The organism is Photorhabdus africana, assembly GCF_035181445.1.
In the GTDB taxonomy this organism is placed as follows: Bacteria; Pseudomonadota; Gammaproteobacteria; order Enterobacterales; family Enterobacteriaceae; genus Photorhabdus; species Photorhabdus laumondii.
Map to the genome: position 1 here is coordinate 58660 of NZ_JAXBVE010000020.1, position 26844 is coordinate 85503.

General features: G+C 42.5%; 23 protein-coding genes and 1 tRNA gene. 8 read left to right on the top strand and 16 right to left on the bottom strand.

Going from position 1 to position 26844, the window contains the following annotated elements; all coding sequences use genetic code 11:
- Positions 1-34: 34 nt before the first annotated feature.
- The 5 genes from aroC to hutU form a co-directional block, all read right to left on the bottom strand.
- Positions 35-1120: a chorismate synthase gene (gene aroC, locus SLS51_RS13065; RefSeq protein WP_323839079.1), complete on the bottom strand. Its 1086-nt coding sequence runs from the start codon at positions 1118-1120 to the stop codon at positions 35-37.
- A gap of 74 nt (positions 1121-1194) precedes the next feature.
- Positions 1195-2127 carry a 50S ribosomal protein L3 N(5)-glutamine methyltransferase gene (gene prmB / locus SLS51_RS13070; protein ID WP_323839081.1) on the bottom strand — a complete coding sequence of 311 codons (933 nt, stop codon included), beginning with the start codon at positions 2125-2127 and terminating at the stop codon, positions 1195-1197.
- Between the two features lie 231 nt (positions 2128-2358).
- A complete protein-coding gene (locus SLS51_RS13075; protein WP_323839083.1) occupies positions 2359-3753 on the bottom strand; it encodes an amino acid permease in 1395 nt (464 codons plus the stop codon).
- An 87-nt stretch (positions 3754-3840) separates the two neighbouring features.
- The gene (gene hutH / locus SLS51_RS13080) at positions 3841-5385 is read right to left on the bottom strand and encodes a histidine ammonia-lyase (RefSeq protein ID WP_323839085.1); all 1545 of its coding nucleotides are present in this window, start codon (positions 5383-5385) and stop codon (positions 3841-3843) included.
- An 8-nt stretch (positions 5386-5393) separates the two neighbouring features.
- Complete coding sequence (gene hutU / locus SLS51_RS13085; protein ID WP_323839087.1) at positions 5394-7073, bottom strand: urocanate hydratase; 1680 nt, start codon at positions 7071-7073, stop codon at positions 5394-5396.
- A 1267-nt stretch (positions 7074-8340) separates the two neighbouring features.
- On the opposite strand from hutU, the gene SLS51_RS13090 reads away from it, so the two are divergent.
- Positions 8341-8664 (top strand): hypothetical protein, encoded by a 324-nt coding sequence (locus tag SLS51_RS13090; RefSeq protein WP_323839089.1) that lies wholly within the window; start codon positions 8341-8343, stop codon positions 8662-8664.
- A gap of 68 nt (positions 8665-8732) precedes the next feature.
- On the opposite strand, the gene SLS51_RS13095 is transcribed toward SLS51_RS13090, so the two are convergent.
- From SLS51_RS13095 to hutI, 5 genes are all read right to left on the bottom strand, one after another.
- Complete coding sequence (locus SLS51_RS13095; protein WP_323839091.1) at positions 8733-9071, bottom strand: helix-turn-helix domain-containing protein; 339 nt, start codon at positions 9069-9071, stop codon at positions 8733-8735.
- 93 nt (positions 9072-9164) lie between these two features.
- Positions 9165-9311 carry a type II toxin-antitoxin system RelE/ParE family toxin gene (locus tag SLS51_RS24680; protein ID WP_439126880.1) on the bottom strand — a complete coding sequence of 49 codons (147 nt, stop codon included), beginning with the start codon at positions 9309-9311 and terminating at the stop codon, positions 9165-9167.
- A 75-nt stretch (positions 9312-9386) separates the two neighbouring features.
- Positions 9387-10118, bottom strand: coding sequence for a histidine utilization transcriptional repressor HutC (gene hutC / locus SLS51_RS13105; RefSeq protein WP_323839093.1), 732 nt, complete (start codon positions 10116-10118; stop codon positions 9387-9389).
- Positions 10119-10224: 106 nt separating this feature from the next.
- Positions 10225-11181: a formimidoylglutamase gene (gene hutG, locus SLS51_RS13110; protein ID WP_323839095.1), complete on the bottom strand. Its 957-nt coding sequence runs from the start codon at positions 11179-11181 to the stop codon at positions 10225-10227.
- 10 nt (positions 11182-11191) lie between these two features.
- Positions 11192-12439 (bottom strand): imidazolonepropionase, encoded by a 1248-nt coding sequence (gene hutI / locus SLS51_RS13115; RefSeq protein WP_323839097.1) that lies wholly within the window; start codon positions 12437-12439, stop codon positions 11192-11194.
- A gap of 361 nt (positions 12440-12800) precedes the next feature.
- Here hutI and smrB point away from each other — a divergent pair, with 361 nt between their 5' ends.
- Entirely contained in the window at positions 12801-13334 is a 534-nt protein-coding gene (smrB, locus tag SLS51_RS13120; RefSeq protein WP_323839124.1) for an endonuclease SmrB, read from the top strand.
- 20 nt (positions 13335-13354) lie between these two features.
- On the opposite strand, the gene sixA is transcribed toward smrB, so the two are convergent.
- The 3 genes from sixA to fadI all read right to left on the bottom strand — a co-directional run bounded on the left by sixA (position 13355) and on the right by fadI (position 17985).
- Entirely contained in the window at positions 13355-13837 is a 483-nt protein-coding gene (gene sixA / locus SLS51_RS13125; protein WP_323839099.1) for a phosphohistidine phosphatase SixA, read from the bottom strand.
- A gap of 654 nt (positions 13838-14491) precedes the next feature.
- Positions 14492-16675: a fatty acid oxidation complex subunit alpha FadJ gene (fadJ, locus tag SLS51_RS13130; RefSeq protein ID WP_323839101.1), complete on the bottom strand. Its 2184-nt coding sequence runs from the start codon at positions 16673-16675 to the stop codon at positions 14492-14494.
- Positions 16675-17985: an acetyl-CoA C-acyltransferase FadI gene (gene fadI, locus SLS51_RS13135; RefSeq protein WP_323839103.1), complete on the bottom strand. Its 1311-nt coding sequence runs from the start codon at positions 17983-17985 to the stop codon at positions 16675-16677. The genes fadJ and fadI overlap by 1 nt, the downstream gene beginning before the upstream one ends.
- Before the next feature lie 583 nt (positions 17986-18568).
- Here fadI and fadL point away from each other — a divergent pair.
- Positions 18569-19897, top strand: a complete 1329-nt coding sequence (fadL, locus tag SLS51_RS13140) for a long-chain fatty acid transporter FadL (protein ID WP_323839105.1) — start codon at positions 18569-18571, stop codon at positions 19895-19897.
- Between the two features lie 78 nt (positions 19898-19975).
- Here fadL and mlaA read toward each other — a convergent pair whose 3' ends face one another.
- Positions 19976-20731 (bottom strand): phospholipid-binding lipoprotein MlaA, encoded by a 756-nt coding sequence (gene mlaA / locus SLS51_RS13145; protein WP_323839107.1) that lies wholly within the window; start codon positions 20729-20731, stop codon positions 19976-19978.
- A 189-nt stretch (positions 20732-20920) separates the two neighbouring features.
- Here mlaA and SLS51_RS13150 point away from each other — a divergent pair.
- A tRNA-Arg gene (locus tag SLS51_RS13150) sits at positions 20921-20995 on the top strand.
- A 450-nt stretch (positions 20996-21445) separates the two neighbouring features.
- Here SLS51_RS13150 and SLS51_RS13155 read toward each other — a convergent pair.
- Positions 21446-22699, bottom strand: a complete 1254-nt coding sequence (locus SLS51_RS13155; RefSeq protein WP_323839109.1) for a dicarboxylate/amino acid:cation symporter — start codon at positions 22697-22699, stop codon at positions 21446-21448.
- A 490-nt stretch (positions 22700-23189) separates the two neighbouring features.
- Here SLS51_RS13155 and ybfF point away from each other — a divergent pair, with 490 nt between their 5' ends.
- Positions 23190-23951, top strand: a complete 762-nt coding sequence (gene ybfF / locus SLS51_RS13160) for an esterase (protein ID WP_439126881.1) — start codon at positions 23190-23192, stop codon at positions 23949-23951.
- A 62-nt stretch (positions 23952-24013) separates the two neighbouring features.
- Here ybfF and SLS51_RS13165 read toward each other — a convergent pair whose 3' ends face one another.
- The gene (locus tag SLS51_RS13165) at positions 24014-24355 is read right to left on the bottom strand and encodes a hypothetical protein (protein WP_323839113.1); all 342 of its coding nucleotides are present in this window, start codon (positions 24353-24355) and stop codon (positions 24014-24016) included.
- 717 nt (positions 24356-25072) lie between these two features.
- On the opposite strand from SLS51_RS13165, the gene yefM reads away from it, so the two are divergent.
- The 3 genes from yefM to SLS51_RS13180 form a co-directional block, all read left to right on the top strand.
- Positions 25073-25327: a YoeB-YefM toxin-antitoxin system antitoxin YefM gene (gene yefM / locus SLS51_RS13170; RefSeq protein WP_323839115.1), complete on the top strand. Its 255-nt coding sequence runs from the start codon at positions 25073-25075 to the stop codon at positions 25325-25327.
- The gene (locus SLS51_RS13175) at positions 25327-25581 is read left to right on the top strand and encodes a Txe/YoeB family addiction module toxin (RefSeq protein ID WP_323839117.1); all 255 of its coding nucleotides are present in this window, start codon (positions 25327-25329) and stop codon (positions 25579-25581) included. Before yefM ends, SLS51_RS13175 begins: the two co-directional genes overlap by 1 nt.
- Before the next feature lie 207 nt (positions 25582-25788).
- The coding region (locus SLS51_RS13180; protein ID WP_323839119.1) for a Fic family protein at positions 25789-26844 on the top strand (1056 nt) is incomplete at its 3' end.

The following is a 26844-nucleotide window of genomic DNA, read 5'->3' on the forward strand; positions in this document are numbered from 1 at the left end:
TCTGGGATTTTCAAGGCTAGCTTCATTCTCAAATTCACCAGCGAGGAAGGCTGGATTCGACATCAGCACACTGCGCCCGCTGGCGTAATAGGTGATCCATCAGCACAATCGCCATCATAGCTTCTGCAATCGGTACAGCACGGATACCAACACAAGGATCATGGCGACCACGAGTGACCATTTCCACTTCTTCACCCTGACGATTAATCGTTTTACCCGGCACCATAATGCTAGAGGTTGGCTTCAACGCAATATGGGCAATAATTGGTTGGCTACTGCTAATACCACCCAGAATTCCTCCCGCATGATTACTGGTGAATCCCCGAGCAGTTATTTCATCTCTGTTTTCGCTGCCACGTAAATTGATAACGCCGAAACCATCACCAATTTCAACACCTTTTACTGCATTAATACTCATCAGCGCATGAGCAATATCAGCATCAAGACGGTCGAAAACCGGCTCTCCCAATCCAGCCGGAACATTTTCCGCGACCACGGTCACTTTCGCGCCAATAGAGTCCCCTGCCTTTTTCAGTTCACGCATCAGGGCATCAAGTTGTTCAAGCTTAGTTTCATCAGGACTGAAAAATGGGTTTTGTTCCACCTGTTCCCAATCTTTCAATTGGCAATGGATATTGCCCATCTGGGTCAAGCAAGCACGGACACGAATACCATATTTATCCAGCAAATATTTTTTCGCGATTGCCCCTGCCGCAACACGCATTGCCGTTTCGCGAGCAGAAGAGCGGCCACCACCACGATAGTCTCGGATACCGTATTTCTGTTCATAAGTGTAATCGGCATGGCCTGGACGAAATACATCTTTAATAGCACTGTAATCCTGAGAACGCTGATCAGTATTTTCAATGAGTAAACCAATACTGGTGCCAGTGGTTACCCCTTCAAATACACCAGAAAGAATGCGAACCTGATCCGGCTCACGGCGCTGCGTTGTATAACGGGAAGTTCCCGGACGACGCCTATCTAAATCAACTTGCAAATCAGCTTCTGTGATTGCAATGCCCGGTGGCACACCATCGACAATACATCCCAACGCCAAACCGTGAGATTCGCCAAAAGTGGTGACCCGGAAAAATTGCCCGATACTATTTCCCGCCATCCCAATTCCTTCCTGTTAATCGTGCTTTTATTTGACTCTGCCCGTTTTGCATTATTACCGCAGCTATAACCTATTCAATCTTTGAATAAGCGAAAATGTTCGTGATGTTCAACCAACTGTTGACGTGTCAACATAAATACGCCGTCACCACCATATTCAAATTCCAACCAAGTAAATGGCACATCAGGATATTGTTCAATCAAATGCACCATACTGTTGCCAACCTCACAAATCAACACACCTCGTTCAGTAAGAAAATTTGGCGCAGTTGCCAGAATACGGCGTGCTAATTTCAAACCATCTGAACCCGCCGCCAAACCTAACTCAGGCTCACGGCGAAACTCTTCCGGCAAGTCGCTCATATCCTCGGCATCGACATAAGGCGGATTGGTGACAATAAGATCGTATTTAACCGGTGGCATATCGCGGAACAGATCAGAACGAATCGGAATGACCCGGTGGTCAAGGCTGTGATTCTGAATATTCTGCTCAGTCACGGCCAGCACATCTGCGGAAATATCCACGGCATCTATTTCCGCTTCCGGGAAAGCATATGCACAAGCAATGGCAATACAACCACTACCCGTGCAGAGATCGAGAATATTGGCGGGCTGCTCAGGGATCAATCCTGCAAATTCATTATTAATTAATTCACCGATTGGTGAACGCGGAACCAAAACCCGCTCATCAACATAAAATTCATGACCACAAAACCACGCTCTATTAGTCAAATAAGCAACTGGAATACGCTCATTAATACGGCGCAATACCCGTTCGATAATACGATGACGTTCAGTGGATATCAGTCGCGCAGTCAGCATCTCTTGTGGGATATCCAATGGCAAAAACAGTGTTGGAAGAACCAGTTGCAGTGCCTCATCCCAAGGATTGTCTGTACCGTGCCCATAATAAATATTCGCCGCATTAAACCGGCTAACAGACCAGCGCAACATATCCTGAATGGTATATAACTCAGCTACTGCCTCATCGATAAAAATCTTGTCCAAAAGCGCCTCCAGCCCTGCAAATTCATTAGCCTGCTAGTTTGCCACGATCACTGAAACAAATCAGCTTTATATCAGGTTAATGATATAGAATTTTAAGTACTAATGTTGAGCTAGCAATGAATTAAGGAACGATAACTAAAAAGGCAACCCAGATATTTTATTGCAGATTTTTAATTAATTTTCGGTGCAAACCGTCTTATTCAACAACAAGACGGTTTGGTTTCTACATATTTAACACTGTGTTTCTTTGACTGATTGAGCGCTCACAATAATGATATTTTTTCGTATCCATAAATAATAGGCGGATGTTAACAGCGCGATCCATGCGCCTCCCACATAGAGCGCAATTCGTGTCGCAGGGAAGTAACTGAGAACAGCAATAATAAATATCATAAACACGATGGTCAAAATCGGTGCAACAGGCCACATCGGTACCGGGAATTGTAATTTTTGTGCTTCTCCCGGTAACATTTTTCTGCGCATAGCAAATTGAGATAACAAAATCATTAACCAGACCCACACAGTGGCAAAAGTCGCAATCGAAGCAACAATGACAAATACCTGTTTAGGGAGCAAATAATTGAGAACCACAGCACACAATAATGCCAGTGTCATCACCATGATCGTCACCCAAGGCACGCCGTTACGGCTTAAATGCATAAATTTTTTATGAGCTAATCCTTTCTCAGCCATACCGTACATCATACGACCGGCACCAAAAATATCGCTGTTAATGGCCGAAATTGCCGCCGTAATGACGATAACATTCAGAATATTCGCCGCCGAACCAATACCTAATCCCTGAAATATTGCGACAAATGGACTACCTTCTTGGCCGATGCTGTTCCAAGGGTAAATCGCCATTAATACAAAAATAGTGAGTACATAAAACAGAAGAATACGAAACGGGATAGAGTTAATCGCTTGCGGGATCACTTTCGCCGGATTTTTAGCTTCACTGGATGTAATACCAATGATTTCAATACCACCAAAAGCAAACATCACAACAGCCAGAGACTCAATAATGCCTCCCGGCCCATTCGGCATAAACCCGCCGTGTTGCCACAGATTCTGAACTCCCGTTGCCTGAAAATGACCGCTAAAACCAAACAGAATAATACCGGTTCCAGCAATAATCATGGCGCTGATTGCAGCAACTTTCAGAATTGATAACCAAAATTCAATTTCACCAAATACTTTGACTTTACAAAGATTGAGTGCGCCAATAATGAAAATAATGCTAAGTACCCATATCCAACGCGGCACTTCCGGGTACCATAGCCCCATATAAATGCCAAAAGCAGTCACATCCGCCAGACAAACGATGATCATTTCGAAAGTATAAGTCCAGCCGGTAATAAATCCGGGTAACGGGCCTAAATATTGATGAGCATAACTGGCGAAAGAGCCTGCATCCGGTCTGTGGACTGCCATTTCCCCTAAAGCACGCATAACCATAAAGACAGCAGCACCGCCCACTAAATAAGCTAACAATACCGCCGGACCAGCCATGTTTATTGCTTCAGCAGAACCATAAAAAAGACCTGTACCAATCGCAGAACCCAACGCCATAAACCGAATATGGCGCGCATTGAGTCCTCGCTCTAGTTGTAATGAAGCTTGCATGATTCACCCTCTTATCTTTTATTATTGGGTTTTATGAGAAAGATAAATGTGACAATCAGGCCGGCCAGGCGCCGGCCATTGGTTTATTTAACGGTTATTTTTACTCTGTAATATCTGTCCAGAAGGAAGTAATGAGGAGAGATGTTGCCCAGCTAATAATTTCACAGCAGCATCAATATCAGGTGCAAAAAAACGATCCTGATCGTAATAATCTACTTTCGCTCGCAAAATAACACGCGCTTCTTCCAAAATCGGGCTGCTTTTCAGACCATTGCGGAAATCGATCCCCTGGCAGGCAGATAACCATTCAATTGCCAGAATACCTTGGGTATTTTCTGCCATCTCCCATAAACGGCGTCCCGCAGCCGGTGCCATTGATACATGATCTTCCTGATTGGCCGAAGTTGGTAAACTGTCAACACTCGCCGGGTGTGCCAATGCTTTATTTTCACTGGCAAGTGCTGCTGCCGTCACTTGTGCAATCATAAAACCTGAATTCACACCACCATTCTCAACCAGAAAAGGCGGAAGCTGTGACATATGTGAATCCATCAATAACGCAATACGTCGTTCTGACAATGCACCTATCTCTGCCAATACCAGAGCCAAATTATCAGACGCCATTGCAACAGGTTCAGCATGGAAGTTACCACCGGAAATCACCTCTCCCTGCTCAGCAAACACCAATGGGTTATCAGATACGGCATTAGCTTCAGTCAGAATGACATCCGCGGCATGGCGCAACTGAGTCAGGCAAGCACCCATGACTTGTGGCTGACAACGTAATGAATAAGGGTCCTGTACCTTGGGACAATTGATGTGAGAATCTGATAGTTCGCTGCTCTCCTCTAATACATGACGATACAATGCAGCAACATCGATCTGCCCCTGTTGCCCCCGTACCGCATGTACACGAGCATCAAACGGTTTACGGGAACCCAATGCCGCCTCTACGGATAAAGAACCACAAACTATCGCTGCCGCCAACAGATCTTCTGCCTCAAATAATCCACGTAACGCAAAAGCAGTGGATACTTGGGTTCCATTGAGTAATGCCAAACCTTCCTTAGCCGCTAATGTAATGGGTTGTAAATTGACCTTTGCCAGTGCTTCTTTGGCTGGCAGCCATTCGCCCTGATAACGCGCTTGCCCTTCCCCAAGTAATAACAGGCTCATATGTGCCAACGGTGCTAAATCACCAGAAGCCCCCACCGATCCTTTACAGGGAATATGAGGATAAATTTCCGCATTGACTAACGCGATTAATGCCTGAATAACGGTGAGACGAATACCTGAGTAACCACGGGAGAGGCTGTTAATTTTCAATACCATGATCAACCGGGTCATATTATCGTCCAACGCTTCACCGACCCCGGCAGCATGAGAGACGACAAGCGAGCGCTGTAGTTTTTCTAAATTATCTTCTTCAATCCGTGTACTGGCTAATAGCCCGAACCCGGTATTAATCCCATAGGCAGTGCGATTTTCAGCAAGAATCGCATTAACACACTCCACGCTGTGTTCGATAGCAGGAAAAATTTGGCTATCCAGCGTGATTTTTACCGGTTGTAGATAAACCTGACGTAGTTCATCAAGGGTTAATTTTCCTGGATAAATAGTTAGCTGCTTCATAATGTTCCTTACTTTGTATTAAGCATCGGCAAGTCTAATCCTTGCTCTTTGGCACAATGGATAGCGATTTCATAACCTGCATCAGCATGACGCATAACCCCGGTGGCCGGATCGTTATGTAGCACCCGTGCTATACGTTCTGCGGCTTCATCAGTTCCATCACAAACAATCACCATACCGGCATGTTGTGAGAAACCCATGCCGACACCACCGCCATGATGCAGAGAAACCCAGGTAGCACCGCTGGCAGTGTTAAGTAAGGCGTTTAACAACGGCCAGTCCGAAACGGCATCAGAGCCATCACACATGGATTCAGTTTCGCGGTTCGGACTGGCTACAGAGCCGGAATCCAGATGGTCACGACCAATAACAATCGGTGCAGAAAGTTCGCCACTGCGCACCATTTCGTTAAACGCTAACCCCAGTTTGGCTCGTTGCCCTAAACCAACCCAACAAATACGGGCAGGTAACCCCTGAAAGCTGATGCGTTCCCTCGCCATATCTAGCCAATGATGCAAATGTTGATCATCGGGGAGTAATTCTTTAACTTTGGCGTCAGTTTTATAGATATCCTGTGGATCACCAGAAAGCGCTACCCAGCGGAAGGGCCCGATACCACGGCAAAATAACGGGCGAATATAAGTAGGAACAAAACCAGGAAAATCGAAAGCATTTTCTACGCCGACTTCATATGCCATTTGGCGAATGTTATTGCCGTAATCAAAAACAGGAATGCCCTGCTGCTGGAAAATCAACATCGCCTTAACATGTTCCACCATTGAAGATTTTGCTGCTTTGATAACCTCTTCCGGTGCTGAAATAGCACGTTGGCGGTATTCTTCCCAACTCCAGTTTTTCGGTAAATAGCCATTGAGAGGATCGTGTGCACTTGTCTGGTCAGTGACCAGATCCGGGCGTACGCCACGACGGGCTAATTCTGGCAAAATTTCAGCGGCATTACCGCACAGTGCGATAGAGATGACTTTACCTTCCTGAGTATATTTTTCGATCCGAGCCAAGGCATCATCCAGATCTTTCGCTTGTTCATCGACATAACCAGTACGCAGGCGGAAATCAATCCTGCTCTGCTGACACTCAATATTTAGCGAACACGCTCCAGCCAGTGTTGCAGCCAGCGGTTGTGCTCCCCCCATACCACCCAAACCAGCAGTTAACACCCAACGGCCCTGTAAATTACCGTTATAATGCTGGCGGCCAGCTTCCACAAACGTTTCATAGGTGCCTTGAACAATTCCCTGGCTGCCAATGTAAATCCAGCTACCCGCCGTCATTTGACCGTACATCGCCAGCCCTTTAGCATCCAGCTCGTTGAAGTGTTCCCAAGTCGCCCAGTGCGGCACCAAATTCGAATTTGCAATGAGTACCCGTGGAGCATTGCTATGGGTTTTAAATACCCCAACTGGCTTACCCGATTGGATTAACAACGTTTCATCGTCTTCCAGATTTTTCAGTGCTTCAATAATCTTGTCATAACACTCCCAATTTCTAGCAGCCCGACCAATACCACCATACACCACCAGTTCATAAGGGTTTTCAGCAACTTCTGGATCAAGATTATTCATTAACATGCGCAGAGGAGCTTCGGTTAGCCAACTTTTGGCTGTTAATTGTGTTCCTCTGGGTGCCCGGATACCGACATTACGGAATTTACTATTTTGGGCGGTCACGGTCTGGCTCCTTTTGATCTTTGGACATTTGTTAAATGTATAGTTGTATATACATGTATATTCAATAGGCCAAACCATTAACCAAAATAATATATCTATAGGATTATTATTCTTATTTTCTTATAAATCAATTTGTTAATATTATTTCTATCTAATTATCAATGAATCATATTTTTCTTATTTTTGTGTTTACAATCACAAATTATTTACATTAATTTTATAAAAATATGATTTAAGGAAGGAAAGGCTTTCCTAGTACTACAGTCATAACCCGTATTGCATACCCAGTTCATCCATTTTTCGATGATGGTGTTCGATCGCTGGCCTGTCTTTTTTCAAAGCAGAACGAGTAATCATGACGGCATTACTTTGTCAGCAATTACATTGTCTGTATTTTACTCAACTTGACCTCTGAGAAAAGTTTTTAGCGCTCTTTTTTCGAATTAATTGATTTATTCTTTATTTGTGATTAAAAAAACATTAGCGATCTTGCCCTAATTAAAAAGCTTGTTATACAATATAGACATTAATTTAAATGACAATCATTATTACGCCGCAAAAGAGTATGATTATAGTACGATAAGTAAAGATAATAATAATTTCCGAAAGTAAATTTATAAGAATAAGAGCCTATCTCAATAGGCGTAATTGTTGCAGGCAGTTTGAACACGGACAGCGCGGAAAAACCGGAGCGTACACGTAGTACGTGAGGATTTTGAGCACTGCCCAGGTTCAAAATGGCAAATAAAATAGCCCTATTGGGATAGGCAGTAAGGTTGGTGACAAATATATGCGCTTGAGTATATAGAGAATTAATAGAAAGTGAATCATTAGCCAATAAATATTATGTTAACTATTTTTCCATGAGGAAGAGTGTTGAAAGATTGCAAGATTATCTGTAATGACGCTATAATAGATTATGCCAATGCCTATTAAATTAATGCTGAAATAAATAAGTTTTCATAATTATGCGCCACTTCCAACCAGCCCTTGTGTACCAAAATATACAGCCTTTTCATCCAAGCGGTCCGTAGAATCAATGAGATAGGCTACAGAACCAATGTTGTTCAAAAAGAAAACAAAAGGCATAGGTGTATCAGTATTATGGAAAGCTATTTATATACCCAATGGATTTCAAGATGGATCGCGGCGGCAAGGGAGTGAATCCCCGGGAGCATAGCAAACTATGTGACCGGGGTGAGCGAGTGCAGCCAACAAAGAAGCAACTTGAAAGATGACGGGTATATAGGGCTTTGAATGTGCGCGTATGTTACTATTAGCGTTAGCCATAGCATTAACTCCAATAATGTTGTGGTTAGAAACCCGATTAATGGTGAGACACTACCAAGCGCCGTTGTTTTTGAAACTCTTTAAATATATACTGGTATATACAGTAGCATTAAATCATAGGGTATATACCTTGCCAATACAAAATAAAAGATCTCCTCAATTTCCTATGAGGTTAACAGAGGCATTTCGTCTCCAGCTTGAAGCAGAAATGAAGAAAGATGGTGATACATCTTTAGCAACATGGATAAAACGAATTTTGCGCAAAGAGCTGCTGGCACGTGGTATTGAACCGAAAGGTTGAATCATTTTGAAATACCAAGAGGCACCCATTCTAAGTGCCTCCTATTTTAAATTGTCAATATATGTGCCTTAACCTACCGTAATCTGAACAGGTTTCCCTATACGGATTAACATATTAACCAATGCGTCAATGGTGAATTTATTTACTTTTTTATTCACAACGTCAGACACTCTTGGACGAGAAATGTATAACATCTCTGCTACTTCAGCTTGTTTCATTTTTTCATCCACAATCCATAAAGTAATTTCTTCCATTAACCGCTCTTTAATTTGCAGAGTGTTTTCTATTTCTTGTAAAGAAGTTGTATGAAGTTGTTGAGCCTCTTGCTCAGTAAAACCTAATTTAGAAAATATATTACGTCCGGCTGGAGTTACCCTACGAATTTTAGTGTCAATTTTAGTGGTCATTTGATATTTCCCCGATGCTGGATAACTGCGTTGTATCGCACTTTAGCGATATCCTTGTCCTGTTTATTCGTTTGTTAAGTTTTCTTCTGAAAACTATGTAATACGTAAAATAGCCTCATCAAATTTAACAACATACATAATGCGATAAATACCTGTACTGTCTCTTAGCCGCATTTCTTTTACACCAGAACCGATGCCAAAAAAGGGTTTCCAGTCTTCCGAATCTATTCCATGCTGTATTCTATGAAACTGATAGCCTGTGTCTTTACGTGCAGCTCATACGGAAAAAAATCAGTTGTGAGTGAAAGGATATAGCTATGAGTTGAAACGTCCTTTCAATTTATACCGATTACCGGGAAATAACAGCCTGGCACTGGAAACAGTGTAATGAGTCGACCAAGTTCGGCGACTAATTAATAAACAGGGAGCCCCTGACTCAATTTGCAACAACTTGCAGGATCGAGGATCGCCAGCAATCGCTTCCACAATGTGTTCACCTTCCGTTAGAGGTGCAATCATTGACAAATAATCGTGTGGCGTAAGTTTCGTAAAATCCTGTTGCAAATAATCAGGCACCGCTTGAGCATTGACATAACGATCTTCTATCTGAACAGGAATATCGTTTTCATAGTGGACAATAACTGAATGGTAAATCGGCGTACCCGCGATAATGTCCAATTCAGCGGCCTGTTTCACATCCGCATCCAGCTCGGATAATTTTAATATTTTACAGCGATGCTGATGAGAACGAGCTGAAATCTCATCAGCAATGCTGTGAATTTCAAACAACGCAGATTGCCCTTTTGGTTCGGCGACAAACGATCCCACACCTTGCAGCCGTACTAATAGCCCTTCAGCAGTCAACTCACGCAGCGCACGGTTAGCAGTCATACGGCTACAGTTAAACTGTTTAACCAATTCAGCTTCAGAGGGAACACGATCATTTGATTTCCATTCACCAGTGTAGATTTTTTCAATGATGGATTGTTTCACTTTGGCATACAGAGGCGCAGGTTTGGCAAATGAGCCTGATAAGTGCGTTGTCACAATAAATTCCTTATGCTGTAAAAATATTAAGTGATTAATTACACTCACTTTATCAAGCTATCTTTGCCAAAAATAGAAAGCACAATAGTACTGTTATTTTAAATAATCAATACCACCAATGTGCTAATTGCCAGGCAAGGCGTGCTGCTGCTCTTCCACCGATACCTTGTATATCAAATATTGGATTGAGCTCAACCAAATCAGCCGCCTGTAGTTTACCGCTCTGACAAATTGGCTGAATTAATTGCAGAAGGCGCTCCAATGGCAGCCCCAATGCGGCTGGCGCAGAGACGGCTGGCATCTGATAAGCAGGTAATACATCCAAATCGATCGTCATGTAAATCAAATCAACTTGCTGGAGTATATCTTGTATCTGCTGTTGCACCTTGTCCAGCATAGTTTCACGACATTGATTATCCCAGATAATCGTGGTATTCAAGCGATTTGCTTCATCCACCAATGCCTGAGTATTAGACGCCAAACTTGCGCCAATGCAAGTATAGTGAAATAGACGTTGATGTTGCTGACAATATTCAGCAAGTTGACGAAATGGTGTACCAGAAGTGGGCTGCGGCGACTGCCGTAAATCGAGATGAGCATCAAAGTTAATAATACCAACACGTTGATGTGGAAAAGCATCATAAATTCCAACGCCATGAGCAAAAGCCGTTTCATGTCCACCACCCAATACTAAAGTACGTACATTCTGGCGTTGGCATTGGGTAACGGCATCAGATAAGGCTTGTTGTGCCTCACTCAATTGATTGGGATTAGCACGAATACTTCCAAAGTCCACCAATCTATCATGCCCTTTATGACTCGCCATATTTGCCAACGATTGCCGCAAATAATCAGGGCCTTGATTGGCACCAGGCCTCCCCTGATTGCGCTTTACACCTTCATCACATTCAAACCCTAATAGAGCAATATAGTGAGAAAATTCTTCCGGCGTAAAATACGGAGATAATTTAACTGTTTGAAAAAGCCGTAGTGCATTATTCGCTTCTGCCAAATCATTTCGTCCTTGCCAAATAGTCGGCGAAGTAGCATGCCATAAATTCATTTACCGCTCCTTATCTGTTATATATGCTGGAATGCGTCATAACACCACGAAATACTCTGGTATTCAAAGGGTTATGACCCAACTCATAGAAAATATCAACGGGATTTTCTGCATCCCAGACAACAAAATCGGCGTAAGCTCCTGCGCGCAACTGTCCGTGATGCTGTTCTCTGCCCAATGCATGAGCCGCATGTCGGGTTACACCTAACCATACCTCTTCAGGAGTCAATCCAAATTGGACACATGCCATATTCATGGCCATTCGCAAAGAAGCAAATGGGCTGGTTCCAGGATTAAAATCGGTAGATACAGCTATCGGCACATTAAATTGCCGCAATAAATTAATAGGAGGGCGCTGTGTTTCCTGCAAAAAGTAGAATGCACCAGGAAGCAAAACAGCTACCGTACCACTGTGACTGAGTGACTCAACTCCCGCCTGATCTAAATATTCAATATGATCCACAGAAAGACCATGATAGCGAGCGACCAGTTCACTCCCGCCTAAATGAGATAACTGCTCCACATGACCTTTTACTGGAATGTTCCAACGCTGTGCCGCCTGAAAGAGCCGCTCAGTTTGCGCCAGATTAAATCCTACACTTTCACAAAAAACATCTACTGCCTCAAACAGCCCTTTTTGCCAAAGTTGTGGAAGAATATCTTCGCAAATCAGATCCATATAAGCATCGGGATGATGCTTATATTCAGGTGGACAAGTATGAGCAGCAAGCAATGTGGGGCTGATCTCGATCGGGTTATGTCGCGCCAAGCGCTGCGCAACCTGCAGCAACTTTTCCTCACTTTCCAGATTTAATCCATAACCCGATTTAATCTCAATAGTAGTCACACCTTCGGCCATAAATGCAGCAAGACGTTGTTGCGCAGAACGCTCAAGTTGTTCATGAGAACTGGCCCGAGTCGCAGAAACTGTCGCATTAATTCCCCCGCCCTGAGCGCTGAGTTCAGCATAGGACATACCATTTAAACGCTGTTCCCACTCATAAGCCCGGTTACCACCAAACACTAAATGGGTGTGACAATCGATTAAACCAGGGGTAATTAGGCGTTGTTGGACATCAATGACCTGACAACGACTCGTCTGTAATGTTGCAGTGGGCAAAATAGCTAAAATTTTGTCATCCCGCACGACAAGATCATATTCTTTTAATAATCCGTAAGCTGCCTTGACAGCAGGATCCATTGTTGCCAGTCTTGCATTACGCCAGATGATATCAGTATCACGCAGTTCTATTACCATGATCAGCATCCTGTATTGGTCTGTATCTGATATACCCGTCATCTTTCACATTGCTTCTTTGTTGGCTGCACTTGCTCACCCCTGTCACATCGTTCGCTATGCTCCCGGGGATTCGCTCCTTTGCCGTCGCGACGCATCTTGAAATCCATAGGGTATAAATCAAGTTTTCAATTGTATATACATTTATTTTCCAACCAACTATCATTGTCAAATTATTTTATTAACTACCTGGATATACCTTCTTATCAGCATTTTTAAACCACAAACTCGGTAAAATCAGGTTTTATTAAACATAATCAGGTTTAATAGTTAAAAAGATGCAGTACACTTGTCACAAAATGGTTTAATTAACTGAGCAATGATGAAAAATAAATACTCCCTGAATGAGGAAGAGATTCACTTATTTCAACAATCGGTAGCAGGCACTAAACGCATCAACCAGGATACTGTCTTACATTCTCCCAGAAGCAAAAAAACCAGCTATATTGCTCTTGAACGAATTCAGCAAGAGCAAATTGATGCCAGCTACTATTTTTCTGATGAATTTCAGCCCAACCTTGACACCGAAGGCCCTACCCGTTACGTAAGGGGAGATACAAACCATTATGAATTGAAGAAATTACGTCGAGGTGACTATTTGCCAGAACTGTTTCTTGATTTACACGGATTAACTCAAATGCAAGCAAAACAGGAAATTGGAGCCTTGATCGCTGCTTGCCGTCGTGAACATGTCTATTGTGCCTGCATCATGCACGGCCACGGAAAACACATTCTCAAACAGCAAACACCTCTGTGGTTAGCCCAGCACCCGGATATCATAGCCTTCCATCAAGCGCCAAAGGAATGGGGAGGTAACGCCGCACTATTGATGCTTATCGAACTTGATGAGCCTTGAGCCAATACGCCGCTGAATTATTAGGCTTTTGCTGCCAATTGAGACGGGCTAACCTGCCAGACAAGAGTCCCTTTGCCAGTCTGGCTGTTTAAATCCACGCATATCATTGCAGAAGTTGCAAACATCGGTGGTGTTTCTGCCGGACATAGCTCAGCAACTAAGTAGCTGACTAATGGTAAGTGAGAGACAACTAAAACCGCGTTATGACCTTGCTCAGCAAGAAACTGGAGATAACTACTCACTGTAGCAGCATCACCTGACGGCGTTAACCCCAACAACACCTCTTCACCATCTGGTAAAGGTAAGGATTTACGCACAATCTGTAACGTCTGCTCAGCGCGAATATAAGGACTTACTAATACGAGATCAATCTGATGCTTTTGCTGTGCTAACCAACAAGCCATTTTTTGCGATTCATCACAACCGCGAGGGGTGAGTTGCCGAGCAGCATCGCTAATTGCATCTAAAGCCGCGTCACCATGACGCATAATAAAAATTTGCATAGTCCACCGTATGAATGAGTAAGTGCAGTTATCCTGCTACTAATAAATATCAGTAATCTCAATCTGAGTTATACCTGTCATCTTTCAAGTTGCCTCTTTGTTGGCTGCGCTCGCTCACACCGGTCACATAGTTTGCTATGCTCCCGGGGATTCTCTCCCTTGCCGTCGCGATGCATCTTGAAATCCATAAGGTATACAATAAAAATTGTTGCTACAAAAGCATTTCAGACAGGGTGAACAAGCATTCTACTCAAAATAAAAACAAATAAAATGATTGAACGACAACCCAATAATAGATGTTGCTTGAATCTATACCCGTCATCTTTCAAGTTGCTTCTTTGTTGGCTGCACTCACCCACCCCGGTCACATAGTTCGCTATGCTCCCGGGAATTCGCTCCCTTGCCGCCGCGATGCATCTTGAAATCCATTGGGTATATACCCGTTATCCTTCAAGTTGCCTCTTTGTTGGCTGCACTCACTCACCCCGGTCACATAGTTCGCTATGCTCCCGGGAATTCGCTCCCTTGCCGCCGCAATGCATCTTGAAATCCATAGGGTATATAAAGAGATCTTTTTTATTCAAAAACACTCAATACAATTCCGGTGCCTCAACAGCACCGGAATTTATTTTTTCATCAATGCAGCACAGGCTACTATGGATAAAAACTTTTATTCTGTTCAGCCATTTTCACTAAACACTCACAAGGTACAAATCTATCGCCATACTGGCTTTCCAGCCTACGCAGAATCTCCACCACTCTGGCACAACCAAGGCTATCAATATAACGGAATGGACCACCAAAGAATGGCGGAAAACCAATGCCGAATACCGCCCCAATATCACCATCACGCGGACTTCTGATAATACCTTCATCTAAACAACGAACAGCTTCATTAAGCATTAGCATCACACAACGTTGAGCAATTTCTGATGAGAGCATATGCGACTCAGGTGTTATATTCAGCAAGGTATAAACTGAGCTATCCACTTTTTTACCTTTCTTACCAAACTGCCAGAATTTTCTGGACCCTGAGGCATATAAATAGAAGCCACGGCCATTTTTCCTACCCTTACGACCATCTTTCAGTACAGCATCAAGAGATTCAGGTGCGGCAAAACGCGGACCTAGTTGTTCTACCAGAATCGGCATGATTTTGGTACCAACGTCAATACCTACTTCATCCAATAAATTAATCGGCCCTACCGGAAAACCAAAATTAACCAGTGCTCCATCGATATGGTCTATAGGTTCTCCTGCTACCAGGCAATGCGCGGCTTCACTAATATAAGGGACAAGAATCCGGTTTACATAAAACCCGGCTTTATCACCTACCACAATAGCGGTTTTACCCTGTTTCTTCGCCAAAGCAACGGCTGTAGCAATCGTTTTCTCACTGGTCCCTTGATGTGGAATAACTTCCACCAGTGGCATCTTATCCACTGGACTAAAATAATGCAGACCAATAACCTGCTCTGGTCGTTGGGCTTTTTCAGCAATCTGATGGATAGGTAGTGAAGATGTATTCGATGCAAATATGGTTTCTGGTTTAGCATTCGTTTCAATTTCTGCCACCATTTGCTGTTTTAGTGACAAATCCTCAAACACTGCTTCAACAACAATATCGGTTTGTGCGAAACCACGATAATCCACTGTTCCTGAAATTAGCATCATTTGTTGAGCACGCTCTGCCGGGCGTAGTCGTTTTTGCTTCACGCGCTTGGACAACAAATCCCAAGTATATTTCAATACCTGGCTAATGCCCTTTTCATTAATATCTTTAATCCGCACCGGTAGTTTGCCACGGGTGGCTGTTACATTCGCAACGCCTCCGCCCATCAAACCACCACCTAATATACCAACGCGCTTGATCTCCGTCGGCTTCTCTGATGACCCCGTTTCATTCTTCAACGAAGTTGCAGCAAAAAACAGATTACGTAAAGCAGCAGATTCCCGTGTCATTGCCAATTCACCAAATGCCACCGCCTCAGCCCGTAAACCCTGGCTCATGCCTTTTTCAAGACCTTCTTTGACAACTTCAATAATTCGTTCAGGTGCAGGATAATGCCCACGAGTTTTCGCCAGTGTCTTTTTACGAACGATATTAAACAAAAAGTATCTTCCCACGGGGCCAACTAATAGCCGCTGTTGCCATGGCAAAAGCTTACGCACAGGAATACCCTTTTTGACTTTTTCGATAGCAATGTCCAGCAGAATATCCAACGGCACAGCATCATCCACCAATCCGAGCCGTAATGCCTGTTTCGCCCGCAACTGTTTACCTGTCAGAATGATATCCAACGCAGAACTAACACCAATAAGCCTTGGCAACCGCTGAGTACCACCAGAGCCGGGTAATAACCCAAGTTGAACTTCCGGTAATCCAAGACGAGTTTTATCATCCTGTGAACATACACGCCAATGACATGCAAGCGCCAATTCCAAACCGCCCCCCAAGCAAGCACCATGAATTGCTGCAACGACAGGCAAAGGGTAATTGGCTATCTGAGAAAATAGTTTCTGACCCTTTTCAGCCAAATCTCGCGCATCTTCTTTGGTCTGACATCCGGCAATCATAGAAATATCAGCACCGGCAATAAACGTATCCGGCTTACCGGAAATCAATATTAATCCTTTAAGACCAGAAGATTGCTGAACTTGCTTGAAAACATTCAGAAATTGATCAACAAACTCTGCTTTCAGCGTATTGACCTTTTCTCCCGGTACATTAATGGTGATAATGCCGATCTTATCTGGCCTGACATCAAAATTGAAAACAGAAGCAGTTTGGTTTGTACCCGTAGTGATAGGTGCAGCATCATGCTGAGCCTGAGTCATTATTCCACCTCCAATACCATAGCTGTGCCCAACCCGCCAGCAGCACAAGCGGTTGTCAGCCCAAGGCCACCTCCACGACGACGCAACTCATTCAATACCTGCGTCACCATACGAGCGCCTGTTGCTGCAAATGGGTGCCCATAAGCGATCGAACCCCCTAAGACATTAAATTTGTCCATATCGACTTCACCAATTGCCTGAGCACGCCCTAATTTATTACGAGCAAATTCATCACTGGCAAACATTTTCAGGTTTGCCAGTGTCTGAGCTGCAAAAGCTTCATGCATATCGATTAAAGTCAGATCTTTCAGTGTAATACCTGCACGATCAAGCGCTATTGGCGTGGCGTATGATGGCCCTAATAACATATCTTGCCAGACATCAATGGCTGAGAATGCATAGCTGCGCAGATAACCAAGCGGTTTTGTTCCCAATGCCTTAGCCACTGATTCACGCATCAATATGACCGCCGCTGCACCATCCGTCAGCGGTGTACTATTTGCAGCAGTGACCGTGCCGTACTTACGGTCAAATGCCGGACGCAGCTTCGCATAAGAGGTCAACACAGAATTTCTACGAATATTATTATCTTCAAGCAATGCTTCACGGTACGGTGGGAAGTGAGCTGTCATGACTTCATCAACTAACAACCCCTGTTCCCAAGCTTTTGCTGCCAGAATATGGGAGCGGTGTGCCAATGCATCCTGATCCTCTCGACTAATACGGTAAGTCTTCGCCATCTGTTCGGCGGTATCTCCCATACGCAAACCTGTCGAATATTCCGCTACTGCCGGAGATACAGGCAATAAATCGCGAAATTTAAGGCGACTAAGTAGCCTAAGGCGTTGCGATAGCGTTTTAGCCTTATTCATATCCACCAGAGTACGAGCCAGAGATTTAGTCACACCAATCGGCAATACAGACGAGGAATCTGCTCCGCCGGCAATCCCGATATTCACCGAGCCAGCCATAATGCTTTCAGCCACATTGGCAATCGCCTGGAAACTAGTAGCACACGCACGGGATACACTGTAAGCATCAGTACTCACACTTAACCCAGTACCGAGAACGATCTCACGGGCAATATTTGGCGCTTCAGGCATTTGCACTACTTGCCCAAACACCAGTTGGTCAATCTTTTCAGGGAGTAAACCACTCCTAGTCACGAGTTCGCTGACAACTGATTTACCCAAATCCACAGCCGGTATGCCGTGATACGATGTTGCCTGTTTAGCAAATGGAATACGTAGCCCACTGACAATGGCGATACGATCACCTTGCTGTGTCACTTTTGTTAAAGGACGACTCATAACGGCTCCTGAAAGATTATCGTTAACTGAATCAAATTACTGAAAAAACTTTTCAACCAATCTGGACAGGTCTGACCTGATAGATCATTGTTAGCGTAATGTTTATAAATAGCAAACCTGAATAAATCAAAAATGAGAGGAAGCGCAACTTTAATTTATTTAATGGCTAAATGGTTTCAATACTTATTCGAACATGTTCTCAAGCTTTTTTTGCGACACTGGTCTATTACACTAGCCATAATTTCATTACTAAAATATTCATAATGAATTTTAATATTTTATCCCTCTCAACTACCGGAAAACTCGCACTACCCCTTACAAAATATTTATCTGCCGAAATTTGATCTTAAAAAATCGTTTTTAAACGTTTTTATTAATATCAAAAATCATTTTTTTGTTAACTGAGTCGCGTTTTTGATATCAACTTGGTAATATTTTGAAAACATCCTTGCAACACCAACTGTTATCAGACCTATACTTCACAACTGGTCTGATTTGTCATCGGGACAAACCGACCCTACAATCCTGCGCTCCTTGCTAAGATAAGTGGCATAGTTAAATAATAAACAAGAGGGTTTTGGTTATGAACCAGAAAAACCTGTTCACCCGTTCAGCATTAGCGGTTGCAGTGGCAATAATTTCATCGAATGCTGGCGCTGCTGGTTTCCAGTTAAATGAATTTTCTACTTCGGCTTTGGGCCGTGCCTTTTCCGGGGAAGGCGTTGTTGCTGACAACGCAACGGTAGGAAGTCGTAACCCAGCAGCGATGACGCTGTTTGATCGCCCATCATTTTCCATTGGTGCTGTCTATATCAACCCTGATGTTGATATTACCGGTAAATCCCCAATAACGGGCAAAAGTACCAACGCTAAAAATATCGCGCCTACCGCTTGGATACCTAACATACATTTCATTATGCCAATCGATGATCAATGGTTTGTTGGTACCTCGGTCACCACCAATTTCGGCCTGGCAACCGATTTTAGCAATAACTATGAAGCAGGCCCTATCGGCGGTAAAACTGACCTGACAACGTTGAACTTCAACTTAAGCGGTGCTTATAAACTGAATGATCACTTCAGCTTTGGTTTAGGGTTAAACGCTGTTTACGCGGATGCAAAAATTGTCCGTCATGCGGGTATTCTGTCGCAGAAACTGAAAGGTGCCATAAAGCCAACAGATGAAGTTGCTAACCTAGAAGGCAAAGATTGGGGTTATGGCTGGAACGCGGGTATCATGTATGAAGTGGATGAAAATAACCGTTACAGCTTGACTTACCGTTCTAAAGTTAAAATTAAGTTTAAAGACGGTGATTATAAGAATGACGTACCTGTTCAAGTAGGTAAAAATCTGGAAAGAGCGGGAGTACATTTACCTGCTACCGGCGGTCAAACCATTGGCGGTAAATTGGATCTCAAATTGCCAGATATCTGGGAAGTTTCTGGTTATAACCGTGTAGCGCCTAAATGGGCTATCCACTATAGCTTGGCATATGCAGGCTGGAGTGAGTTCGATGAACTGAAAGGGACTAGCAAAAAAGATGGTTCAGTTCTGTTTAGTAAACATGAAGGCTTCAAAGATGCCTACCGTATTGCTTTAGGTACGACTTATTATCACGATGACAATTGGACATTCCGCACGGGTATCGCCTTTGATGACAGCCCGATTCCGGCTGAAAACCGTTCTATCTCCATCCCTGATCAAGACCGTTTCTGGCTGAGTGCGGGTGCAACTTACGCATTTAACAAAGACGCTTCCGTTGATGTAGGCGTTTCGTATATGCACGGTCAGAAAGTCACTGTCAAAGAGAGATTATCTGATAACAAATCTGATCCAACTAACGTACCATACGAATTCAGCGCTAAAGGCACCGCTTGGCTATATGGTGTGAACTTCAACTACGCATTCTAATAATATGCCACTCTAAAAAAGGATAGCGACATTGCTATCCTTTTTTATCTACGCGGTTAAAAACCCAATAAGGAGTTATCAATCATCAATACTATCTAAATCATCCTGTAATGCTTCAGCATTTGGATTTTTCGTGGCTTCCAGTTTACCGCCGATTGCCATAAAATCATGACTCTGGAAGTAAGCCTCACGCATCATCAAATAGGGATCTGACGAGTTCTTCAACAAACCATCAGAATCCAGTAAACGAGCACGGGTTTCAATCCCTTCAAATGCCCACTTGCCGGCTGACATCCAAATAGTCAGATAACTCAGCATTGGGTAAGTCATATCCGCCCAGTTTCCCCATTCATCACGTAGGGTGAAATTGCCATAGCCCGGTAATACAACATAAGGACCATACCCCACCTTGTAATAGCCCAGGGTACTCCCAAAACGTTTTGGCTCTTCTTTTGCCAATTTAGGGTTTGCCATCGTTGCAACATCAATTAGCCCCCCCATACCCAAGATGGTATTCAGGAAAAAACGGTTAAAATGTTTCATTCCCTGATATGGGTTACCACGCAAGAAACTGTTTACCATATTAGCCGGCTCTTCGAGATTACTCAGAAAATTACCCAAACCATTTCGAGCAGGCATTGGCACATAATCACGCCACACTACCGCGACTGGACGTAAAACATAAGGGTCAAGAACATCATAATTAAAGTTGAACATTGTACGGTTAAAGCCTTCCAATGGGTCTGAACGCCCCTGTTCAACAGTATCAGATGAATTAGCGCATCCCACTAGTAATGCGGCGGTAAGAGCGATTCCGCCCAAACGATACTTCATACATCTCTCCAAGTAATAACCTTCTAGATCCGGCAGATCAGTTTGTTGCATGACTCGCCGATGATCATCAATAATGTAAATATTACTGACAATCCAACTTGAATGGTACTCAATTCAAGCGATCATTAAATAGGCAAACAGTTTATAACGCCTTATATTATGAATGAAAAGCCGTTATAATGAAGCTATGTCCCCTTAGTTAAATGGATATAACAAGCCCCTCCTAAGGGCTAATTGCTGGTTCGATTCCAGCAGGGGACGCCAGAAGCATATTCCACCAAGATTAATAAATTTAAATTTTTCCAATTAAATCATGTAAATAAACTCAATACTTGTCTAAGAAAGCTCGTTTTTGTTTAGTGGAACCTAAATACAATCTTATTGATTCTCTTATCCATGTAAAAAATAAGCGCCTTACCTGGCGGCCACTCTCCAACACTGACCTACCAAAACACCCAACTCAGGGATAATATTGACTACATTGGCATCAGCCTGTTTCGTTACCCTATCCGTTTCTTTGAAACCTTTCGCTACATCTCAACTGAAATAAATCGCATATATCGATAATCAGCACAGTACAGAAATGCTATCCATTCAAATAGTAAGCTTTTTCGAATTACACGGTACTCTATTATTGATTAGAATTAATGCCGACCCAAAGTCGGCATTATTTTATTAATTGATCATCGAATAGATAAAAACCTAAAGATTTGCTTATTTGGCATTTAACACTTCGTTTAATTTGCCTTCATCAAGCTGACGACAACGTTTCGCTACCACAATCGTTGCAACACCATTACCAATTAGATTCGTTAACGCTCTGGCTTCTGACATGAAACGATCTATTCCCAGTATTAATGCCAGCCCTGCTAGTGGTAAATGCCCAACAGCAGAAATTGTCGCAGCTAATACAATAAACCCACTACCTGTCACACCAGCAGCACCTTTAGAGGATAAAAGTAATACAACCAATAGCGTTATTTGATGCACAATATCCATATGAGTATTTGTTGCTTGAGCAATAAATACCGCAGCCATTGTCAGGTAAATAGAAGTACCATCCAGATTAAAGGAATATCCCGTCGGTATCACCAATCCAACAACAGATTTCTGGCATCCCGCTTTCTCCATTTTATCTAACATACGCGGCAATGCAGATTCAGAAGATGATGTTCCCAATACAATTAATAATTCTTCTTTAATGTAATTAATAAACCGAAATATACTAAACCCTGTCACTTTTGCGATTGTCCCTAAAACAAATATGACAAAAAGAATACAGGTGATATAAAAGCAAACTATTAATTGTCCTAATTGTACCAACGTACCAATACCATATTTACCGATGGTAAATGCCATTGCACCAAAAGCGCCTAAAGGCGCCAATCGCATTATCATATTGATAATACCGAAAATAACATGCGAAAAACCATCAATAATATTAAAGATTGATTTCCCTTTCTCTCCTAAACGATGAAGTGCAAAACCAAATAACACAGCAAATAATAAGACCTGCAAAATATTACCACTGGCAAACGCCCCGATGACACTGGCCGGAATAACATCAAGTAAAAATGCTATTATCCCTTGTTCAGCAGCCTTCTCCGCATATAGGGATACCGCTTTAACATCTAACGTAGAGGGATCAATATTCATCCCTGCACCAGGCTGCATAACATTGACAACAATTAGCCCAATAATCAAAGCAATTGTGCTAACTATTTCAAAATACACCAGTGCAATAGCGCCCGTTTTACCAACAGCTTTCATACTTTCCATACCTGCAATGCCAGTTACAACAGTACAGAAAATAACAGGAGCAATAACCATTTTGATTAATTTAACAAATCCATCACCCAATGGCTTCATTTCTGTACCAAGCTCTGGATAGAAATGCCCCAGAAGTATACCGATAGTTATTGCGAGCAAAACTTGAAAATAAAGGCTCTTTAGTAAATTTTTCTTCACTTCTTAATTCCCTAATCCATAGTGTAAATCAGATTCTATTTATTCTTATTAGAACGATATAGTTTTTGTTAAATGAACTTTATATTTTTATTTAATAAAACATAAAGTAAATTTTCATTATTTTTTCACAAAAAATTAAAATTAACACACAATTTTTTAAGATACAGATCACATAAACACACAATCAATAACCTCACCAAGATGATTGAACCAATAATCATCTCACAAGTTATTTAAAACTTTCCATTTAAAAATATTATTTACTCAAAGAACGTTTATTTTTCAATACATTAAGTATTACCATAAAAAAATTAACAAGTTTTTGATACATGAACATTTTAAGAACGATGTAATTATAAGAAATTATTAACTATAACTGTACAGCTTGGTTGCTTTTTTATAATTTAAGCAACAATATACACGGCATGATATCAATACCTGAAAGAAAACAATTCTCATCATGAAATTAGACAACCCGTTAAATTACCATATGCAGATACCGGAAAACCCGCTCTCTTCTACCCCTGTGGTATTAATCCACGGGTTATTCGGTGATCTCAATAATCTTGGGGTTTTAGCTCGTGATTTGCAGCAATACTATCCCGTCATTCAAGTCGATGTACGCAATCACGGTTTATCTCCACGGGCAAATAACATGGATTACCACGATATGGCACAAGATGTTATTTCCCTGCTGGATCATCTGCAAATTCAATCCGCCATTATTATTGGTCATTCAATGGGCGGTAAGATCGCGATGGCAATGACCGCACTAGCACCAGAACGGATAGAAAAAATTGTTCTTATTGATATAGCCCCCGTTGCCTACCAGGTTCGCCGTCATGACCAAATTTTTACCGCACTGAACAAAGTGACAGAAGCTGGAGTTAAATCCCGTCAAGACGCCACTCAGATTATGCGAGAAAATATTCAGGAAGAAGGTGTCATTCAGTTTTTACTGAAATCATTCCATCAGGGAGAATGGAAATTCAATTTACCGGTATTAATTAACCAGTACGAAAAGATCAGCGGCTGGCAAGAAATCCCTACATGGCCTCGCCCTGCCCTGTTTATTCGTGGCGGCCTTTCCTCTTATATCCAGGAAGAGTACCGGAATGATATCACCAGACAATTTCCACAAGCCAAAGCTTGGGTTATCGCCGGTTGCGATCACTGGGTTCACGCAGAAAAACCAGACGCAGTGTTAAAGTCAATTCATCGTTTTCTTAATACTAATACGGAATTAATGTAGGAAACCGGTTAATTAGCGATAAAAGTGGCTCACTTATCTTGAGCCACTTAATTATCATGAATTTAATCCCCTTTCGAATTGTGACATCGGTCCACGCCGTTGTAATAGCCAACTCTCCAGCCCCTCAATAAAACCATTATCACCGACTGTCGGAGACATCCCAGTAGAACACCCAGATCATCCCCTTCACCACCGGTAAAGTCCAAATCACCGTGATGGCCGGTATGATCCATAGTAACGCTACCCGCAGCGCCGACTATCGCGTCATTACCTGTGCCAGTATAGACTCTGCCCCAGCGTAATATGGTCATTTCCTCCGTAGGCATAAATGTAGCCCCCAAATCCAATAGCCTCAATGTCATTGTCATCAGCAAAATAATTCCCGGTAAAGAGATATCTCGCATTCTTATTTGATGATTTTCCTATAAACAATCCCTTAGTTTAATAGAAATTAAAACCGTACTCGACGGATACAATGGTTAGGTTGAACATCTCATTGCTTGAACAATACCAATCTTTTAGCCTCTTCATGATAAAAAGAACGAAATAACATATTGTTATCAACATTAAAGCAGTGATCACAGGATATGATCATTTCGAAAAAAATAGATATCCCGGCTCAACGATTAAGCTTTATTTAAGATATTGAATATAGGAAAATATGGCTCCACCATTATTTCATTCATCTGTCCTGACGTTAAAAAAATGCCCGATTCATGTTTGACTGGGCATTAATATAGAAAGAATAGGTTAAGTGAGAGAATGATTTTTCCAGAACAAAATCGGGTTTTCTCCCTCGTGTCTTATTACTTTGTAAAGCGTTTATCAATGGGTTGAGCAAAGGGGGTATAAGCTCACATAAAACCTCCTTAACCGTCATTTGTCATGTTCAACTATAGCCAAATGTCATCACTATAAGGTGTTTATGTCTATAATTGTACTTGTCACAATTGTACATATTACATCCCGTTCAATCTGATCATCGTGACCGCTATAGCTTGGCTACCACAAATTACAAACTTAGAAGCTTGCAAGATACAAAAACAATCGTACAATATGCTGTACGATTAATGGATATTTTGTTGTATTTTTCAGATTATTTCTTGACATAGGTGGGATAAATGAAAGTGTTAACTTACTCAGAAGCAAGACAAAATTTTTCTAAGACGATGATAAATGTCGTGAACGATTGTAGCCCAGTGATTATCACTCGTAAAAATGGCGAAAGTTGCGTACTCATGTCATTAGCTGATTTCGAATCTTTGCAAGAAACAGCTTATTTGATGAGATCACCAACCAACGCGAACCGTCTTATGGAATCTATCTCTCAGTTAAGAGCCGGGAAAGGGAAAGTCAAGGAATTGGATCTAGACTGATGAAAGTAACTTTTTCAGATAACGCCTGGGAAGATTATCTATATTGGCAACAAACTGACCGAGCAATATTGAAGCGTATTAACAACTTAATCAAAGATATAAAAAGACAGCCATTTACAGGTATTGGTAAACCTGAACCGCTTAAACACTATTTTACCGGGTTCTGGTCAAGGCGTATTACTGAGGAACAGAGGTTAGTATACTCTGTTGAGAATGATGAATTATTAATAGCACAATGCCACTATCACTATTAAAAATACCCTCTATAGGACATTTCAGATTCTTTGGTTTGACCTTTACCGCATGTTGACCATCAACAATCAGTTGGTAGGACTTAAACTCACTGTATTTGAGTGTAACAGCTAATAATACAAGTGCGTAAAAGCTAGAAATGCAAGTGCATAAAAGCTAGTATTACACTCCCGTATCAGCTAATGCTTGAACATCTGTTGGAAAAAAACATGGCAAAAACTGGCAACGAAAAGTTAGCAGAAGCGCTAAGGGCTGCAAGTGATGCGGCCGTGGGCAACGTACTTAATGCCAAGTCAATCACTGATAAGCAACGCACGCTTCTGATCAAGAAAGGCTATTTCAAGCAAATTATTAGGGGATGGTATCTGCTGGATGCAGACCTCACGACTGAAAAAGCTGGCGACTCAGTACTTTGGTATGAATCCATCTGGTCTTTCGTTGGGCAATACGTTGAAAGCCTCTTCGGGGATGAATACTGGCTAAGTCCTGAATCCTCTCTTGACTTACATACAGCAAACAATGCCCTACCAAACCAAATAATCGTCTACACCTCAGACACGACACCTCGCACACTTAACTTACCTAACAACATGAGTATGGTGATCATCAAGGGAAAAATTCCCTGTAAGACTGTCAAAGTAAACGGTATAAATGTTCATTCGTTGGAAAGCGCACTCGTTGAAACTGGCCCACAAACCTTCAGGGCCAATCCTATAAGCATTCAGCTAGCACTCCGGAATGCTGATCTGAGTCTGCTTTCAGAGGCAGTACTGACAACCAAGAATGTTGCCTCAGGAAATAGATTAATTGGCGCCTACGAGCAGCTAAAGATGAGAGCCGAAAGCCGGAAACTACAAACCATCATGGAGGGAGCCGGTTTTGAAGGTATTAAGCAGGTTAACCCATTTGACCATATTCCGATAATAGTAGGTGGTAGTCGGGGAGAATCCCCAAGCGCAGTTCGTGTGAGGCTCCTGTGGCAGGAGATGAGACAAGAAGTCATCGAGGCATTTGATGACTTTCCACCACCTTTTGACTTCTTTGAGCGCTCAATCGAAGAAACACACGCCATGATGAGCAATCTCTACATAAGCGATGCCTACAACTCACTATCCATCGAGGGTTACAAGGTTACACCAGAATTAATCGAACGCCTGTCTAAAGGTGACTGGTCGCCGGATACCATCCAAAGGGACAAGGAACAGAAGGATGCGATGGCTGCCAGAGGCTATTTCGATGCCTTTAACAAAGTGAAAGAGCTACTG